Origin of the sequence: Bacillus sp. SJS, from assembly GCF_000732485.2 — a bacterium.
Classification (GTDB): Bacteria; Bacillota; Bacilli; order Bacillales; family Bacillaceae; genus Metabacillus_B; species Metabacillus_B sediminis.
In genome coordinates this window covers 34,168-51,506 of sequence record NZ_JAQV02000018.1, presented here as the reverse complement: position 1 = coordinate 51,506, position 17,339 = coordinate 34,168, and the positions used below count along the sequence as shown (strand labels likewise).

Annotated in this window: 13 protein-coding genes; 2 read left to right on the top strand and 11 right to left on the bottom strand. The window is 46.6% G+C overall.

What is annotated here, in order from left to right:
* Positions 1-2: 2 nt before the first annotated feature.
* From addA to AS29_RS10330, 3 genes are all read right to left on the bottom strand, one after another.
* Entirely contained in the window at positions 3-3,710 is a 3,708-nt protein-coding gene (addA, locus tag AS29_RS10340) for a helicase-exonuclease AddAB subunit AddA (RefSeq protein ID WP_035413737.1), read from the bottom strand.
* The gene (addB, locus tag AS29_RS10335; protein ID WP_035413736.1) at positions 3,703-7,194 is read right to left on the bottom strand and encodes a helicase-exonuclease AddAB subunit AddB; all 3,492 of its coding nucleotides are present in this window, start codon (positions 7,192-7,194) and stop codon (positions 3,703-3,705) included. The genes addA and addB overlap by 8 nt, the downstream gene beginning before the upstream one ends.
* A 170-nt stretch (positions 7,195-7,364) precedes the next feature.
* Complete coding sequence (locus AS29_RS10330; protein ID WP_035413734.1) at positions 7,365-7,982, bottom strand: TVP38/TMEM64 family protein; 618 nt, start codon at positions 7,980-7,982, stop codon at positions 7,365-7,367.
* Positions 7,983-8,219: 237 nt separating this feature from the next.
* Between AS29_RS10330 and AS29_RS10320 the strand changes: the two genes are divergently transcribed.
* Entirely contained in the window at positions 8,220-8,573 is a 354-nt protein-coding gene (locus AS29_RS10320; protein WP_035413730.1) for a hypothetical protein, read from the top strand.
* Here the strand turns inward: AS29_RS10320 and AS29_RS10315 are convergent.
* The gene (locus AS29_RS10315) at positions 8,570-9,091 is read right to left on the bottom strand and encodes a competence protein ComK (RefSeq protein ID WP_051860895.1); all 522 of its coding nucleotides are present in this window, start codon (positions 9,089-9,091) and stop codon (positions 8,570-8,572) included. The genes AS29_RS10320 and AS29_RS10315 overlap by 4 nt on opposite strands.
* 256 nt (positions 9,092-9,347) lie before the next feature.
* On the opposite strand from AS29_RS10315, the gene AS29_RS10310 reads away from it, so the two are divergent.
* Entirely contained in the window at positions 9,348-9,584 is a 237-nt protein-coding gene (locus AS29_RS10310) for an IDEAL domain-containing protein (protein WP_035413729.1), read from the top strand.
* On the opposite strand, the gene AS29_RS10305 is transcribed toward AS29_RS10310, so the two are convergent.
* From AS29_RS10305 to AS29_RS10275, 7 genes are all read right to left on the bottom strand, one after another.
* Positions 9,576-9,818 carry a hypothetical protein gene (locus AS29_RS10305; RefSeq protein ID WP_156505926.1) on the bottom strand — a complete coding sequence of 81 codons (243 nt, stop codon included), beginning with the start codon at positions 9,816-9,818 and terminating at the stop codon, positions 9,576-9,578. The genes AS29_RS10310 and AS29_RS10305 overlap by 9 nt on opposite strands.
* 76 nt (positions 9,819-9,894) lie before the next feature.
* A complete protein-coding gene (gene aceA / locus AS29_RS10300) occupies positions 9,895-11,190 on the bottom strand; it encodes an isocitrate lyase (protein ID WP_035413725.1) in 1,296 nt (431 codons plus the stop codon).
* Between the two features lie 24 nt (positions 11,191-11,214).
* A complete protein-coding gene (gene aceB, locus AS29_RS10295; protein WP_035413723.1) occupies positions 11,215-12,804 on the bottom strand; it encodes a malate synthase A in 1,590 nt (529 codons plus the stop codon).
* 345 nt (positions 12,805-13,149) lie between these two features.
* Positions 13,150-13,686 (bottom strand): GNAT family N-acetyltransferase, encoded by a 537-nt coding sequence (locus tag AS29_RS10290; protein WP_035413722.1) that lies wholly within the window; start codon positions 13,684-13,686, stop codon positions 13,150-13,152.
* A 30-nt stretch (positions 13,687-13,716) separates the two neighbouring features.
* Positions 13,717-14,883, bottom strand: coding sequence for a GNAT family N-acetyltransferase (locus AS29_RS10285; protein WP_035413720.1), 1,167 nt, complete (start codon positions 14,881-14,883; stop codon positions 13,717-13,719).
* 21 nt (positions 14,884-14,904) lie between these two features.
* Positions 14,905-15,921, bottom strand: coding sequence for a DUF2332 domain-containing protein (locus AS29_RS10280; RefSeq protein WP_035413718.1), 1,017 nt, complete (start codon positions 15,919-15,921; stop codon positions 14,905-14,907).
* Positions 15,922-16,037: 116 nt separating this feature from the next.
* Positions 16,038-17,306 (bottom strand): M48 family metallopeptidase, encoded by a 1,269-nt coding sequence (locus AS29_RS10275; protein WP_035413716.1) that lies wholly within the window; start codon positions 17,304-17,306, stop codon positions 16,038-16,040.
* Between the last annotated feature and the right edge of the window lie 33 nt (positions 17,307-17,339).

Below are 17,339 nucleotides of genomic sequence, written 5' to 3'. Positions count from 1 at the left end.
ATTTATACGTCCAATAGCTGATTTGCATCGAAGAAATACAGCACCCTTCGAGTAACCGGCTTTTTAAAAATAGATTCAACGGCTTCACTGTAAATTTGGAGCTGTATTTCATAGCGGCTTCGCATCGTGCTTTCCGCTTCTGAAAACCCTCCGAATCTCCCTTTAATGGAATCCGTCTTGTAGTCTACGATCGTCAACCCATCTTCATCCTCAATCAGGCAGTCGATGACTCCCTGCACAAGTACCTTGTCCTCTGCGGAGGTGTGTTCTGGTGTACGGGCATAACTGAATGGTACCTCTCTCAGCACCCGTTTTGCGTGCTGCATTTTCTGTCCGATTTCTGATGAGTAAAAGGATACGATTGATTCCGGTTCAATAATGTCTGCCTGTTCTTCCGTCAGCAGCTCTCTCCTTCTCATATCGTCAACCGTCGAGAGAACGACATCACGTGTGACAGGTCCTCCAAGCGGCAGATGCTGCATGACCGCATGCATGGCGGTTCCCCGTTCTGCTGCTGTCAGCATCTTCTGCTGAAGGAATTTCGGACGGTCATAAATCACAGTCCCTTCCTTGGCAGGAGGCTGCTCCGAAAATTCATCCTTAAAGGATTGCATTCTCTTTATCTCAGAAACTGACTGCTTTGAGCTTTGATGGGAGGATGCCAAATGAGGGTACACCCATGACAACTCTTTTTCCACTTCTTCACTCCAGGGAGTCGTCAGCGGAATGGGCTTTCTTTCCGAAAGAGCCTCCATAATTTTAAGCTCCATCTCCTCGCGCTGCGCATCAGGCTCCAGCAATTCGCTTTGATGGACGAATTGAACCTTCCATCTGGAAGGATGCTCAGCCAGTTCAGACTCTGGCGCTTCCCCCTCGTGAAGCTCAATGGCGCTCGAGTGCCGTGTCAGGGCAGGACCAATCCAGTCCAGATAGGACTTTGCTTGAAGACGGTCGCCGTCAGGCAGCAGCCAGTCCCGATTGGAAAGAGCCCTTTTCCAGCTGAGAAGCGCCTTCTCCCGATCCTTCACGGTTCCGACAAGAAACAGCTTTTCCTTCGCTCTCGTCAATGCCACATAAAGAACCCTCAGTTCCTCAGAAAGCAGCTCTATTTTCAGCTTCTTTTTCATCGCAAGAAGCGGAAGAGTCGGATAGCTGAATCGCAGCTCCGGATGGATGTACTTCGTACCGAATCCAAGATGCTTATCAAGCAGGAAGCTTTTGTTCATGTCCATCATATTGAACTGTCTGGCAAGCCCCGCTGTAAATACAACCGGGAATTCCAGTCCCTTGCTGCTGTGGATCGTCATGATCCGCACAACATCCTCCTGTTCGCCAAGCGCTCTCGCAGCCCCGAGGTCGTCCCCTCTTTCCTGCATTCTTTCAATAAAACGCAGAAAACGAAACAGGCCGCGGAAGGAAGTAGCCTCATATTGACGGGCTCTGTCGTAAAGGGCACGGAGGTTTGCCTGCCGCTGCTTTCCGCCCGGCATCCCCCCTGCAAAATCGAAAAATTTGCTTTCCCTGTAAATTCTCCAGATCAGGTCGGATACTGCACCTTTCCTCGCTTCGCTTCTCCACTCATTCAAGCGGGTGAAAAAGCGAAGCAGCTTCTCTGCTAATGCCCTGTCCGATGGAATAGGATGCTCAAGCGCTGCTTTGCACGCTTCGTAGTAGGGTCCTTTTTTATCGTACGTACGAATTGCCGCCATTTCGGTCTCATTCAAACCGACAATTGGCGACCTTAAAACAGAGGCAAGCGGAATATCCTGGGACGGATTGTCGATCGTTTTCAGAAGCGACATCATAATTGCCACCTCTGTCGCTTCAAAATATCCTCCGGAAAGGTTTGCATACACCGGAATTCCCTGTTTTTTCAGCTCCTCCATCATCTGCGGCGCCCATGGCATGGAACGGAGCAGGATAACAATATCCCGGTACATGATACCGCGGGTTCCCTTCTTTTTCCGGTCATAGATTGGAGACCGGCTGTCAACTAGCTCCCGGATTTTTTTTGCTATCAGCCTTGACTCAAGCTGAACGGTATCAGCCTCCGGTTCATTCATGGCATTAGCTCCCGGCTCGTCTTCCAGCTCTTCAAGGCCGCTCCGATCAGCAAGCAGAAGCTCGGTTTCCATTCCTGCACTCTCCGGATAGGCTGCACCAAGCTTCAGTTCTGCCTGGTCATCATAATGGATCTCGCCAACCTTCTCTCCCATCAGCTGTTTAAATAGAAAGTTTGTGCCGTCCAGCACCTCCGAACGGCTCCTGAAGTTTTTATTTAAATCAATGCGCTGTCCGGTGGTCTCAGCGCCCGGTGTAAACCGCTTGTATTTATTTAAGAACAGCATCGGTTCCGCAAGACGAAAGCGGTAGATAGACTGTTTGACATCCCCTACCATAAATAGATTTCCTGCTTCTTCCGATTCTTTTTTGACGAGCTGGAGAATCGCTTCCTGCACAAGATTCGTATCCTGATATTCATCCACCATGACTTCCGTAAACTGCTGACGGCACGCTAAAGCCGGTTCGGCGGGAAGAAGGCGGCCATGTTCATCTTTTACTGAAAGGATGGAAAGGCACAGATGCTCAAGATCTGAGAAGTCCACCAGGCCTTTTTCCTTTTTCTTTTGCTGAAAATGCTCCCCAAATCTTTTCACAAACTGAACGAGCGTATCAATAACGGGCTTCAATTCGCCAAGGTCATGGAGTGAGCGGCGGATATCACGTTTAAACCAGTCTTCTTCCACTTTTTCAAGCTGCTTCTTGGCACTGTCTCTTAATGTTTTCACTTCTTCGGTTAGAACCGGATCGTACTCTTCACCCTTCACAGGCTTTGCCCGCTTCGGTTTGAGGGAGGACATGCCTGCTGCAAGCTCCTCCCAGGAAAATTCCTTTTCCAGGAGACTGTTTACCTGATTTAGATAATCGGAAACATCATCGGCTCTCGGAGCTGGGCCGCCCGGCATCCGGATCAGCCGCATCGCCTGTTCGAGCCTTTCCTTTGCAAGACCTATGTTTATCTCGATATCTTCTTTGATGACTGGGAAGTATGGCTGGTCTTCCAAGCGGCAATTCTCGTTCACATCGTAAAGACTTGATAGCTGGCTAAGCCATTCATCCGGATTCGGATTTGATCTCGAAAAATCGTAAAGCGTACGGATTAAGTCCTGCAGGGCAAGATCACTCCGGTCAGAGGAATAGCGGTCTGCCAGGTCAAAAAACGATTCATTATTCTCTTTTCCATATTCCTCTTCAAATAAATCATCGAGCACCTCATCCATTAAAAGGGCTCCCTCTGTCTGGTCGGCAATTCGGAAGCCGGGATCAAGGTCAATCATGTAGTAATATTTTCGGATCATATTCAGGCAAAAGGAATGGAGCGTTGAAATGGATGCCCGGTTCAGCAAGGTAATCTGTCGTCTTAAATGAAGCGAAGCCGGATTGCTTTTCAATGCTTCCTCAAGCGCTTCGCCAATCCTGTTTTTCATTTCAGCAGCCGATGCATTGGTGAACGTAACGACTAAAAGCCGGTCGACATCAGCCGGGTTATCCCGGCTCGTAATCTTCCGAATCATGCGTTCCACAAGAACCGCAGTTTTTCCGGATCCTGCCGCCGCCGCTACAAGAATATCCTGTCCGGAAGAAGCAATCGCTGACCATTGGTCATCCGTCCACTGGCTACCCGGCGGTTTGGGAATGTGATTATTCATTGTCGGCCTCCTCTCTCAGACGCATAAATATCTGCTCATTCTTCTCTTCTCTCAGAACCCGGTAATCATTGTCCTTAAGGGATTGGTCAAACTGGCAGACTCCTTTATACGGACAAAATGTGCACGGCACTTTATCCTTCATCCTGTATGGGCTGATATCTGTCACCCCATTGGTAATTTCCGTTCCAATCTGCTTAAATTCACTTCTCACATGGCGCCGCAGCATATCGAACTCTTCATTGCTCGCGATCGAGGAGCTTGAGCTGAAGCCGCCGCTTTTTTTGAAGCCGGCTGCCACAATATTGGACGAACCGCTTTCAAGCGTCTGATCCATGAGCTGAATCGTCTCCTCTTCTCCAAGAAGCAGACCCTTCATTTTAAACTTTTTAAATACTTCTTCCTCAAGATCCTCAAGACTAAGCTTTGCGCCGGCCTGAATCATTGGATCATGAACGTGGAAATAGAGCACGCCCGCAGGACTCGCTTCCACGCCAAGCCATGTTTTGGAATAGGAAATAATAACGTCCAAGTAGGTGAGCATTTGCAGAGCGATACCATAGTAAACCTCGCTTAGATTCAGGGCGCGGTCGCTCGATTTGTAATCCACGATTCGAAGCAGAAGGCCTCTGGAGCTTTCAGCTGAATCTACCCGGTCAATCCTACCCGTCAGCTCCATCGTATAGCCGTTATCGAGCTTAAATCTCATTGGCGGCAGCGGGCCGCCCTTGCCGAAGCCAAGTTCCAGTCCGATTGGCGTAAATAGAGAAGCCTTTGCCTGTTCAGCAATCACACCCGCCGCCCTGGCAATAATCTTTTCAAGTTTGCTTTTCAAATACTGATGACGGTTCGAGCTCATAAGCACTTCTTTTTGGAGCATGGGAGCCAGCCGGTTTACTGCTTCACTCGATAGAGATCTGCATTGATCCTTCGTGACATCCCTCCAGGATACGTTCATTTCGCCCAGCCTGTCAGAAATCATCTTGAGCGCCGAGTGAAACAGCTGGCCGACATCCGGAGCTTCAAGACGGAACTGCTCGCGTTCCCTCAGCTTCAGTCCGTGGCTCGCAAAATGGGAGAACGGACAGCTTCTGAATTGCTCCATCCTGGACACACTTCCCAATATATGCTGGCCATAAAGCTCTTTTGTGACAGCCTGCTTCAACGGCTTTGCCTGATTCTTATAAAACAGGCTTCCGATGACCATCTCCACATTGCCGCTCTGATCGTGCTCAATCAAATAATTGTAAGCATCCCACCAGCTGTCATGCACCGGATATTGCTTCTTCCACGTCTGCAGCTGGGAGCTTAAGTATGTCAGTGCAACAGATTTGTTCGGCATAAAGGATAACTGTTCATGCTCCTCCAGGGATTCCGGTTCATTTACAAACCACTCTTTCACCGCATCCGGAAAAAGTTCCTCCAGACGGCTGATTAAAATAGAAGGCAGCAGCGTCTTCCCTTCCGGATCCGCCGATGGATACGAAACAGACAGGTGCTCCGATCCGCTCGCGAGCGCCATATAAATTATGAAATTTTCATCCAGCAGCTGCTGTCTTGCTGACGGCGCCATTGCAGCCCCATTCTGTTCAAGAAGCTCGCGGTCCTCATCCGAGAGTATGCCATCCTCGACCGGTCTTGCCGGAATAACCCCATCATTTGCACCGGCCACGAATGTATGCTTCAAACCATAAAAACGGGAACGCTCCATGTCCCCAATCAGCACCTGATCAATCGCCGGAGGAACAAGAGAAAACTTTAAGCTTTCCAAACCGGTATCCATCATTTCCGTAAACTGCGCGGAGGATATGGGATGATTTCCGATCATTTCTGCAAATTCATCCAAAAGGCCAATTACTGCATCCCAAACTTGAGAATGCTCCCGGACCTCAACAAGACCTCCGGCCAATTCTGCCTCCTGTTTAAGTTCTTCGAGCTTCGCAGGAATTTCAAGATTTTCAAGGAACAGAAACAAAGCCGTTGCTTTTTGTACTCCCGTTTTTGCTTTTTTGAGCCCTGCAGCCAATTCTTTAAGCGGCTTCGCTGCAAGCTCCCTCAGCCGGTTGATTTGTTCTTCCTTGTTCAGTTCTTCATCCGTCACTGCGTTTCCGCCCTCCAGGGAACGGAACCTTCTGTAAATCCACCTTTTTTCGGAGGTCCATCTTGACCCGTTTATTCCATGTGCAAGCACATAGTTTTCGAGTAGATCCATCTCTTCTCTTAAGGAACGTTTATCCGCTCCCGCTGGAAAAAGCAGATCCGTTTTTATCGTACGGAACATTGCTTCGTATCGAAAGCTGCCCGTAACAGCCTCCAGGGAAGACCGGATCAATTCTACAAGAGGGTGATGAAGCATGGAACGCTTTTGATCTATGAAAAAAGGAATCTCATAATCTGTAAATACCTGTTCAATTAAATCATGATAGCTGGATGGATGGCGCAGTAAAATCGCTGTGTCCTGGAAACGGGCTCCCCTTTTCCTGACGTGCTCCTGAATCCGGCGGGCAATTCCTTCTATTTCCGCACGGTGGCTTGCCGCCTGGCAGATGGAGATGTCCGTCAGCCCTTTGAATGGCTGTGATGGCCTTGAATCATAATTTTGCTCCAAGTGCTGAAGAGAGGGAGAACCGATGAATCTTGGAAGCTCATTCAGCAAGACCGGTTCCTCAGTTTCAATGTGAAGATCCTCGGCCATTTTCTTGAATTGGGTGTATGTCATCCCTGTCATCCGGAACAAATGCAGCTCATGCGGCAAATGCCTGTCAAACAATTTATCCGCCGTAATGCTGACGGTTACCCGGGCTGCTTTTGCGAGAAGGCTTTTCACCGCCTCCATTTCCATTGGCGTGAAATGATGAAAACCATCTATGTAAATCTCTGCTTTTTCAAGATAGGAGGATTCGGGAATTCGTTCCGAAAGCATTCCGAGCGTATCCTCGGCGTCTACATACCGGCCCGTGAGCGCTTCTTCAAGCCGTTCATAAATGGCATGCAAGTCCTCAAGCTTTCCTGAAAGAACTCTTTCCTTTTCATTCATCTGTTTTTGAATCGCTTGGATCTGCCCAAGCAGTTCAGCCGGGTTTATGCTGTATCGTTTGAATTCCGTAATCATCGCTTCTACATGCTGAATAAAACCGGTCTTATCACTGGCTTTTCCATACACTTTAAAGTTCTGTTTCTCATCTTCTATAATTTTCCTCAGCATCATCTGGACACCAGTTGATGTAATCGGCTGTCTGGCCGCGCCTGACGTTTCCTGAAGAATTCTTAAACTGAGCCGTGAAAAACTGAATACCTGAGCCCGGATCATGCCGCTTAATCCCGGAGTGCGGGCAAGCTCATACTCCATGGCAAATGTCATCTGATCAGGTACAAGAAAAAGGATCGGCGGACCGTCCGGCTGTTCATTCAGCTTTTCTCTAATTTCGTTCAAAATCATTGTGGTTTTGCCGCTGCCGGAGCGTCCCGCCAAAAAGCGGATTGTCATATAAACAGCCTCCTTTTTAATACGTGTATTCATTATATACGAATACACGTTCGTTTTCATCTTCCAAATAAATGGACAAGTCCACTGCATATAGTTTTAAAAGCGTCTTATCTTTTCTCTTTAGTACCGGAATGGGGATATAAAAAGCCCGGACGTATCATCATCCGAGCTTACCGCTTGTCCAATTTCCGACCCATTTTTGTGTTCAGTCTTTTCTCGAGAATCTTGCCGACAATCCACATGACCAAGAGAACCGCAGCAGCCGTTATCGATTTCATCGGGTCTGTGATCAGGGCGTGCAAATCCTGGCCCACATAGCTCACAATGAAAATCATAACCAGCTTTCCGGTAAAAACAGCGAGCATAAAATTCCAGATGCTGATCCTTGATAATCCGGCGACAACATTCACTGCGGCTGAAGGAGTGAACGGAAAGCACAGTAATATGAACAGCGGGCCAAATCCCTTTTCTTCTACCCAGCTTACCATCCGGCTGATTCCTTTATGCCGGCTTAAAAAGTGGAAAAAGCGCTCCTGTCCAAATTTCCTCACCAGCAGGAAAACAATGAAAGCACCAGCTGATGCCCCAAGCCATGATAAAAAAAAGCCCAGGCCAAAGCCAAACGAATTCACATTTGCCACAATAAAAACGACAAGCGGAAGGAAGGGTAAAAATGCCTCAAGCATCGGCAGGCCTATTCCAAGAAGGGGCCCGAATGAGCGGTACTGTTCAAAGATTTTCATCATTTTTTCTAAAGTAAACGAATCAAACAGCGTATGCAGGTCCATTCCAAGCTCCTTAAGATTTATGTATCCTCCTATTTTACCGTTTTTCGGGGAAAACTTAAATAAGCAGGTGCTGGAAATGAAATCACTATTGAAATTTTTTTTAAATCGGAATAGAATAAATTACGAACAAATGTTCTATAATAAAAGATAGAACTTCTCTGTCCTGAAATTTCTGCATCAGGTGAACGACCGCCTGTCAAAGAGGATAAAACAGAGGATAAAGCGAGGCCAATGAACATGACAAGAATACCTGAAGAAGTGAGAGATATGATCGACCAGGCCATCTACCTGCCCATGACCATCTCTATCCTGAACCGCGATCTCTCCGTTGTTGAAAAAAGCCCATTCAAATTGAAGCAGCCATACCTTCACCTGATCGAAGAATCCCTCAAGCTTGCCCAAAAGGATCTTCAGCAGGTCAAACGGGAGCTTCACCGCCAGAAAATAAAAGTCACCAAAATCAAGCATGACGAAGCGTTTACGATGTATTCCTTCCTCTACCAGGGATATGAGGAACAGCACAACTATTTTAATCCCAGGATCCGCAATAAAGTGTGCGAGCTGCTGACGGAGTATTTGGTTAAGGTTTAAGTATGAAACGTTTCGCCTGGACTTCTGCTGTATAAAAGCTGGGTGAATAACCGTTTTTCATTTTCCACCCTGGATGAAATTACAGCACGAAGCTGGGCGGTACGATAAAGCTGGTTTTCAAAAGAGTGGATGGATACAGGCAGGGTAAATGATTTACGGTTTGAGAATATTACAAGTGTTTCTGCTTCCCCAGCTGGTGAAAAGTCCTCAATATGCTGGTGAGAAATCCAGGAGCAATGCGGTCTGGAAGATGCGGCTGTCGGGAAAAGATAGATGGAGTTTCCTGCGTCTACAACAATCGGAGGCTTATGGGTGATGCCGATCGTGTCCTTCGTGCCAGTCTTTCTCCCCTGATAGCTTGACCCAAAATAACGGCAGCTCCGATCTACGATATCCAAAGGTCTCATGGAAACCTCATATTCCTTTTCCACCTCCAAAACAAAAGATGATCCGATCCCTTCATTGCTTAAAATTGCCATTGTTAACCGATTTGCCTCATATTGACTGATTTTTTCCATGATTGATTCACCCCGAATTTGTTAGGTATATTTAACCAAGAAAAATTTACCACGCCGACCTTACACGGATCCACAAATTTACATAAACCTAATAGAAATGTAATCTTTTAACAAAAAATCAATTCAAATTGCGATTTTACTGCAGATCTAATGCAAAATATAACCTCGAATATAAATTATCTAAAAATTATAAATATTTAGTTGATTTTCTTCCACTCAGTCCATATAATAAGAAAAAGGCATCAGGGGTGATCCTATGAAAAACAAAAAATCGTATGCAGAGCTTATGAAGTCCCGTCACACAATGAAGAACGAAGCAGAAGCCGCGTCAATGCTGGATATCTACATTCAAATGATTCTGGACGAAGCAGGACTGAAACGAAAACTGGCGCTCCTCGAAACTCAAATCAATGATGCTCTCGATCAAAGAAACAAGCCATTATTTATGGATTTATCCAAGCAATACGCCGACGTGATTCACTGTCTACAATAACGAAGCCAATCCTTTTGGATCGGCTTTTTTGTTTGGTGCGAGCCTGGCCGATAGGGGGATCATGACCGTTTTGCCCGTTATCGACATGAAATTGCCCGCTAACGACATGAACCTGCCCGTAATCGACACGACACTGCCCGTAATCGACATGAACCTGCCCGTAATCGACACGGAATTGCTCGTTATCGGCAAAAAATTGCCCGTTAGCAGCAAATTACGTCCTGCAATCGACATGCAGCTCCCCGTTCCTCGTGCCGCAAATCCCACAAACAAAAAGAAGCGGTCGTCACACACGTCCGCTTCTTACCTCTTATACAGTTGTTGTCTCAGACGTAAACTGCTCTGTTTCTGTTGATCCTTTCAATGCCGTAGTAGAGGAGGTTCCTCCGCTTACTGTTTGCGATACTTCATCAAAGTACCCGGTACCGACCTCGCGCTGATGGCGGGTTGCCGTGTAGCCGTACTGTTCACTGCCGAATTCAGCCTGCTGCAGCTCGGAGTAAGCGGCCATGCCGAAGTCTCTGTATTTGCGGGCAAGCTCGAACATGCCATGATTTAAAGCGTGGAAGCCGGCAAGTGTAACAAATTGGAATTTGTAGCCCATTTTGCCGAGTTCCTTCTGGAAGCTTGCAATCGTCGCTTCATCCAGCTTTTTCTTCCAGTTAAAGGATGGGGAGCAGTTGTAAGCAAGCAGCTTGCCAGGGAATTTTTCATGAATAGCATCCGCGAACTTTTGAGCCTGTTCAAGGTTAGGTTCGCTCGTTTCACACCAGACCAGATCCGCGTAAGGCGCATAGGAAAGTCCCCTTGCTATCGCCTGGTCAATGCCTGATTTAGTGCGGAAAAACCCTTCCGGTGTGCGTTCCCCTGTGATAAACGGGTGGTCGGCAGGATCAACATCGCTTGTGATCAGGTCAGCCGCATCCGCATCCGTACGCGCAATAATCAAAGTTGGTACACCCATTACATCTGCTGCAAGTCTTGCGGATATAAGATTCTTCACCGCTGTTTGGGTTGGAAGCAAAACCTTGCCTCCCAAGTGCCCGCATTTTTTTTCAGAGGAAAGCTGGTCTTCAAAGTGGACAGCCGCGGCTCCCGCTTCAATCATGCCCTTCATAAGCTCAAATACATTGAGCTGCCCGCCAAAGCCTGCTTCCGCATCAGCTACAATCGGGGCGAACCAGTCAATCTCTCCTTCTTGCTCCAAGTATTGAATCTGATCCGCGCGCTGCAGCGCCTGATTGATCCGCTTTACAACACTTGGAACACTGTTGGCCGGATACAGGCTTTGATCCGGATACATATGGCCAGAAAGGTTGGCATCGGCCGCTACCTGCCATCCGCTCAAATAGATGGCCTTTAAGCCCGCTTTCACCTGCTGAACCGCCTGATTCCCCGTTAATGCGCCAAGTGCATGCACATAATCCTCTTTATGAAGCATATCCCAAAGCTTTTCAGAGCCGCGTCTTGCCAAAGTATGCTCCACATCAAGTGAGCCGCGCAGTCTGATTACTTCTTCTGCCGTGTATGTGCGGGTAACGTCCTTCCAGCGGCTGTCCATTTCCCACTGTTCATTCAGCTGATTGATTCGTTCATTTCTCCCCATGTAAATCCATCCCCTTTGTTTTCGTTAAATTTTTTCGTAGCTTGGCAGTGTCAGAAAATCGGTAAATTCGTCATTCTTTACTAATTCGTCAAATACATCAGCGGCTTCTGGAAACTTCATTTGCGTATAAAACTTATCCCCGAGTTCTTCCGCAATTTTTGCCGTTTCCTCCCTCTTAAGCTGCTCGTAAAGCTCCATCGTCACCGGTCTTCCGTCATCCAGATTCCCTTTATCATGCCGAATCCACTGCCAAACCTGGGCTCTGGATATTTCAGCGGTGGCCGCATCCTCCATCAAATGATGAATCGGGGCGGCTCCTCTTCCGGAAAGCCAGGAAGCCAGATAGCGGATGCCGACATCAATATTCATCCTAAGACCTGCTTCTGTAATCGTTCCACCGGGTACTTCAAGCAAATCGGATGCCGTCACTTCCAATTCTTCTAGCTGTTTTTCGATTTGATTTTTGCCCGGCATGTATTCATTGAACACATCCAATGCAATGGAGACGAGTGCCGGATGAGCAACCCAAGTGCCATCATGACCGTCGCTTGCTTCGCGGAGTTTGTCAGCTTTCACCTTGTTCATCGCTGCCTCGTTTGCTTCCGCATTGTCCTTAATCGGGATTTGTGCCGCCATTCCCCCTATTGCCGGAGCGTTCCGCTTGTGACACGTTTTAATGACAAGCAGAGAATACGCTCTCATAAATGGAGAGGTCATGGTCACCTGCGCCCGGTCTGGCAAAATCACATCCGATTGGCCGCGGAGCTTTTTTAAATAGCTGAAGATATAATCCCATCTGCCGCAGTTAAGGCCCGCTGAATGCTCCTTCAGTTCATAAAGAATTTCATCCATTTCAAAGGCTGCAGGTATCGTTTCAATCAGTACCGTTGCTTTTATCGTGCCGCGTGGAATTCCAAGCTCCTCTTGCGCAAAAATGAAGACATCATTCCAAAGTCTTGCTTCAAGATGGCTTTCAAGCTTCGGCAAATAAAAGTATGGACCGCTTCCGTTCTCAATGAGTGTCCGTGCATTATGGAAAAAATACAATCCAAAATCGAACAAACTCCCCGAAATCCTCTCGTCATGAAGCAGGACATGCTTCTCTTCCAAATGCCAGCCTCTTGGACGGACCTTTAGGACAGCAGGCTGCGGGTTCAGTTTGTAAACTTTTCCGTCCGCCTGTTGGAGACGGATTGTCCGCTGAACCGCATCCCTTAAATTCAGCTGCCCTTCCATCATGTTGCTCCAGGCAGGCGAGGTTGCATCTTCAAAATCAGCCATAAAGACTTTCGCACCGGAGTTCAGAGCATTTATGATCATTTTCCGGTCAACAGGGCCTGTGATTTCAACCCGTCTGTCCAGAAGATCGTCCGGAAGCGGAGCAATGGTCCACTGTCCGTTTCGAATGCTTTCGGTTTCCTTTAAAAAATCAAATAATTTTCCTGCTTGAAGCTGACTTTGGCGTTCTTGCCTTTTTTGAAGCAGCTCTCTGCGCCTGGGCCCGAATTTTTCTTCAAGCTGCCCGATAAGTGCGAGGGCTTCAGGTTTGAGCAAATCCTTGTATGCATCTTCCAATTCCCCAATCACTCGAATACCGGCTGTTTGGGTTGCCACGAATATCACCTCTCCAAATTGTTATAATACAGATTTAAAAATCTAAGATTAATATATAACAGATTATTTGAAAAAGAAACACTTTTTTGATAACTTTGTAGAATTATTTTTTTAAAAGTTGATTTTGTAAAAAACTAACAATAGGAAATTGAAGTGTCACGCAGTACTGCCACGCAAAAAAACCTCCGAAAAATAGCGGCAGCAATGTACCTTATTTTTCGAAGGTGTTTAACTATATCTGTGCGGACTCAACGTTCCAGGGGCAGTCACCGTATATTTACCTCTGCATAAAAATAGCAGCACAATCCATGTCCTTGGGTTGTGCTGCTAATCTTAGTATTTATTTCAGTCCTTCGGATTCACAATCGCCAGCAGCTCATGATCCTCCCACCTGCCATTGATTTTCACATTTTTTCTCGCCAGACCTTCTTTATGAAAGCCGGCCTTGGTCAAGACCTTAATGGAACCGATGTTGTGAGGCATCACTCCCGCCTCAATCCGGTGAAGCTTTAATTCTTCAAATGCGTATTGAACAAGCAAATTTACAGCTTCTGTTGTATACCCTCTGCCATTAAACCGTTCATCAAGAAAATATCCGATGAATCCGCTCTGAATCGCTCCGCGCGCAACGAAGAAGAGGTTGATGGTTCCAATAAGGACATCGTCTTTTGTATAAATACCAAATTGGTATTCCTCATCCTTTTCCCTGCCTTCAATCTGATTGGCAATCGCTTGTTCCTGGGCTTCCAAAGTATAAAAGCTTTCCTGCCGCTCCATAGAGAACTTTTCGAAAAAAGCTCTGTTTTCCAGCTGCAGACGAAGCCTTTCAGAGGCATCCTCGAGTGTAAAGAATCTAAGGTAAATCTTGTTGCCTGGTAGCATGTAAGAATCCTCCTGCTCTTTCATCATCATTTAAAAAAAGTCATAAAAGAATGGCTCATGCTTAGGTACAGCTTTTTCCATCAGCATGATTTCTTCAGCGCTGCCTTCTGCCAGTCCAAGCTGAAAAAGCTCTGAAGGGGATTTGTAGCCAAAGAGAATGGCTGTCAGTGCGTTAATGGAAAGATCTACTCCCTCAAGATCTGATGCTAATGCTTCAGCATCTGATATTTTTTTAGCCGCTCCGTTTTGTCCAATTAAGTATGATCCGTTATTCCACTGTGCATGATGGTCGGTTACATGAACCAGTACCTCTGCTCCAGGCGTAAATGCATAGTTTGAAAGAAACGCTTCCGCATCTACAATCCTCGCCATAAAGTATGGTCTGCGATCGGTTTTTAATCTCGGCTCAGGCAGGGTAAAAAAGAGCGGCTCCGCTTCATGGGTGTCCATTTCTATTTCTTTAACCATCGAATCATGCTGGCAAATGAAATTCCAAAGGCCATGTCTTGCTTCCGGATCCAGCGGAACAAATTCATCTACAAGGAGTTTCTTTTCCTTAAACTGATAGAGAATGTATCCGGTTGGCTCTCCGTTCTCATTGTAATAAACGGCAGTTGTTTCCTCATCATAAATGGCACGCATCCACCACTCCCGGTCACGGACAAGCATCCCGGTATAGCGGGATGCGAAGGACTCATAAATTTGTTCAATATCTTCATTATGTGTTTCTTTGTTGTAGCGCTTAACCTTACCCCCAACATGCTTCTGGATTTTCAGGTCACCAGCCGATAACGTCGTCTTTTGGCGGCTGCTGAAAAGCTCCCATCCGTATTTTCGATAAAACGCAACATTAAACGGATGAAGCATAGATACCGTTATATGTTCCTTCTTCATTTTTTCAAGGACAAACGTCAGCATTTCCCTTACATGTCCCTGTCTTCTGTATTCAGGGTAGGTCGCCACACCAGCCAATCCGCCCATTTTCAATGTTTGTCCATTAAAATAGATATCATGGGTCAGGAAATGGAACTTTGCGGCAAGCTCCTCCTTCTCTAAAATTCCGAACAGCTGATGATGCCTTTCCATTACCTGCAATCTTTCTTCCAATTCGGATTCAGGAACCTTATAAATAAATGCATATTCTGATAGCTTCGTTGCTTCTTTGAACCATTCTTTTCCTAGCTGAATAACGTTCATTATGCTGCCTCCTATAGTTAGCTATTTTTCCAGCAGCCATTTAAACCAGCGCCCATGGCCATCGGTTTCCGCTATTGTTTGCGTATACTCTTTCCCATCCAGCCAATAATCTAAGTGCAGAAAGCGATCCTCTATATTATTGTAGAGGTGGAACACATCTCGTCTCCGTCCTATTTCCTGTATGCTTGAAAGCAGCCGCTCTATTGCTTCATCAGGCATCTGATTGGCAACGTGTGTGTGAAACACACATAAGACGGAGTCATTTGGAACGGCTTCAGCAGCGGATGCCACCAGCGCCGTCCCGTCCCCTTCAAAAAATTGGACAGGCTGCGAGCCCGCTAAGCTTGCTGCCCGCTCAAACATTGCAAGACGCTCTTTGTGTTCGGGCCAAATGAGTGCCTTCATCCACAAGTACTCCTCTTGATCCTTTAGGTCCACAATATTTAAATCAAATCCCATTCTTACAGAGACCGGAGGAACGTGCTTTTTCAAAGAAGGCTCTTTTCCCCCAATCCATTCCGACTGTATTCGTAAATCGGATGAGGTGTTCCCATACACCTCTCCCGTTCCATACGAATAGGCATACTGATCCCAAAGCAGCTGCAGCCCGGCGCTCGTACCTATCTCAAGCAAGGCAAGCGGTTTGTTCGTCCATTCATATATGTATTGAAAAACAGGAAAAAGATAAGCGCATCTTCTCACTTCATTCGTTTGGACAAGCTTCGTCTCAAGCAAAAGGGCAATTTCTTTTTTATGCGCAAGACAAAACTCTTTAAACATAGGAAACCAGATCCCCTCATCCACAGGATTTTGATAAATGTCATAAAGCCTGTGATCTGCTCCTTTCAGCAGCAGATAATGGACTGCTCCAAAAAACAGATTCGGAAGAGGCTGTCCCGTTTTCGCTTTTAAGGAAAGCACAAGCAGCTCTTCGTCTTGAGCCATCTCTTTTGACAGAATTTCGTACAGCCTGCTTGAGCCTTTGCATTCGTTTGCCGAGAAATTCAAAAATAATTGCGACGGCTTAGCTGTTCTCATTCCATCCCCCCTCGAATGATCCACTATACTACTTTCTTCACTTCCTCCCCCATTCCCTTTTTCCTTTCGTATGAAAAAGAGTGCGAACCCATTTAAGGATTGCGCACTCCAACAAGCTACTTTTTATTTTCCAGGATAACCAGTTCATCCATATACGTAATCCGCTCGGCCATCGTTGGATGGGTGTAGCTGAATTGCTTTACAAGCTCAGGCGGATTCACCCGGCTTAAGCTGCTTTTAGTCAGCGCCTGAAAGCTTTGGACCGCGGACTCTTTATTCCGGGTCATTTCAATTGCGTACATATCCGCAGATTTTTCCTGCATGCGGGAAACTGCGTTTGTCAGTGGACTGGATGCAAAGGAAAGCACCCCGATCAGCAGGAAGAAAAGAGGCATAGCAGCCAGCTGTCCAGAGGACTGAATGTTCAGCCTCTTTCCTCTTTGACTGATCAGCCACTCCATTAGCTGTTTGACGAGGAAAAGTCCTGCAAACGAAAGCAGCAGATATCCGCCGATTCCGATATAAATATGCTTCATTACGTAGTGCCCCATCTCATGGGCCATGATGAACAAAATTTCCTTTTCATCAAGCTTTTCAAGCGTGGTATCCCACAAGACGATTCTTGAGTTGGAGCCGATTCCTGTTACATATGCATTCATCGAGTTCGTTTTCTCCGACATATTCACTTCATACACATGCTCGGCCGGTATATCAGCCCGCTTTGCCACTTCCAGGATTTCCGTCTCCAGCTCTTTATTTTTAAGAGGGTAAAAATCATTGTATAGAGGGTCGAGAACGACTGGCTGCAGAAACATCATAAATAAGGAAAACGGAACCGACAGCGCCCATGCTGCCAGCCACCAGCGCTTATGAAATTTACGGATTAGAAAGACGAGTACTCCCACAATCAGGACCATAATGGCGTAATTTGTCCAAAAATCAATCAGCTGATCCTTCATCCAGCTCGGAAAGGACTGTGTGGAAATGTGATAGGATTTGGATAAATAATAGCTGATGTATTCAACCGGCAGAGACACCGTACTTATGACAAGCGAAACCCAGAACCAGAAGATGGCGGTTCTCACTGCAAAAAAACGGGATGTTCCTTCTGCCCAATGCTGAAACTTGCGCGCAAGTCCCGTTATGAGCATGACTAAAAACAAAAACCATTCAAATGGTGCTGTCACAAAAAAGAGAAAGTCTTTTATTTTCGAATATTGTTCAGAAAGCAGCAGCTCCCTGCCATTCATAAAAGTTTTCGGATCAGCCGGTGTCCCTTCCAAATGCTGCGGGAGAGCTCCATCTGACGTCATAAATAAATACCAATAAATAAAAAGGCCGTACAGAAAATAACCAAGTACCGATGCAGTCAGCCATCTTCGCATGCTGCCGTCCTCCTCATGAACCAAGCCCTGTTT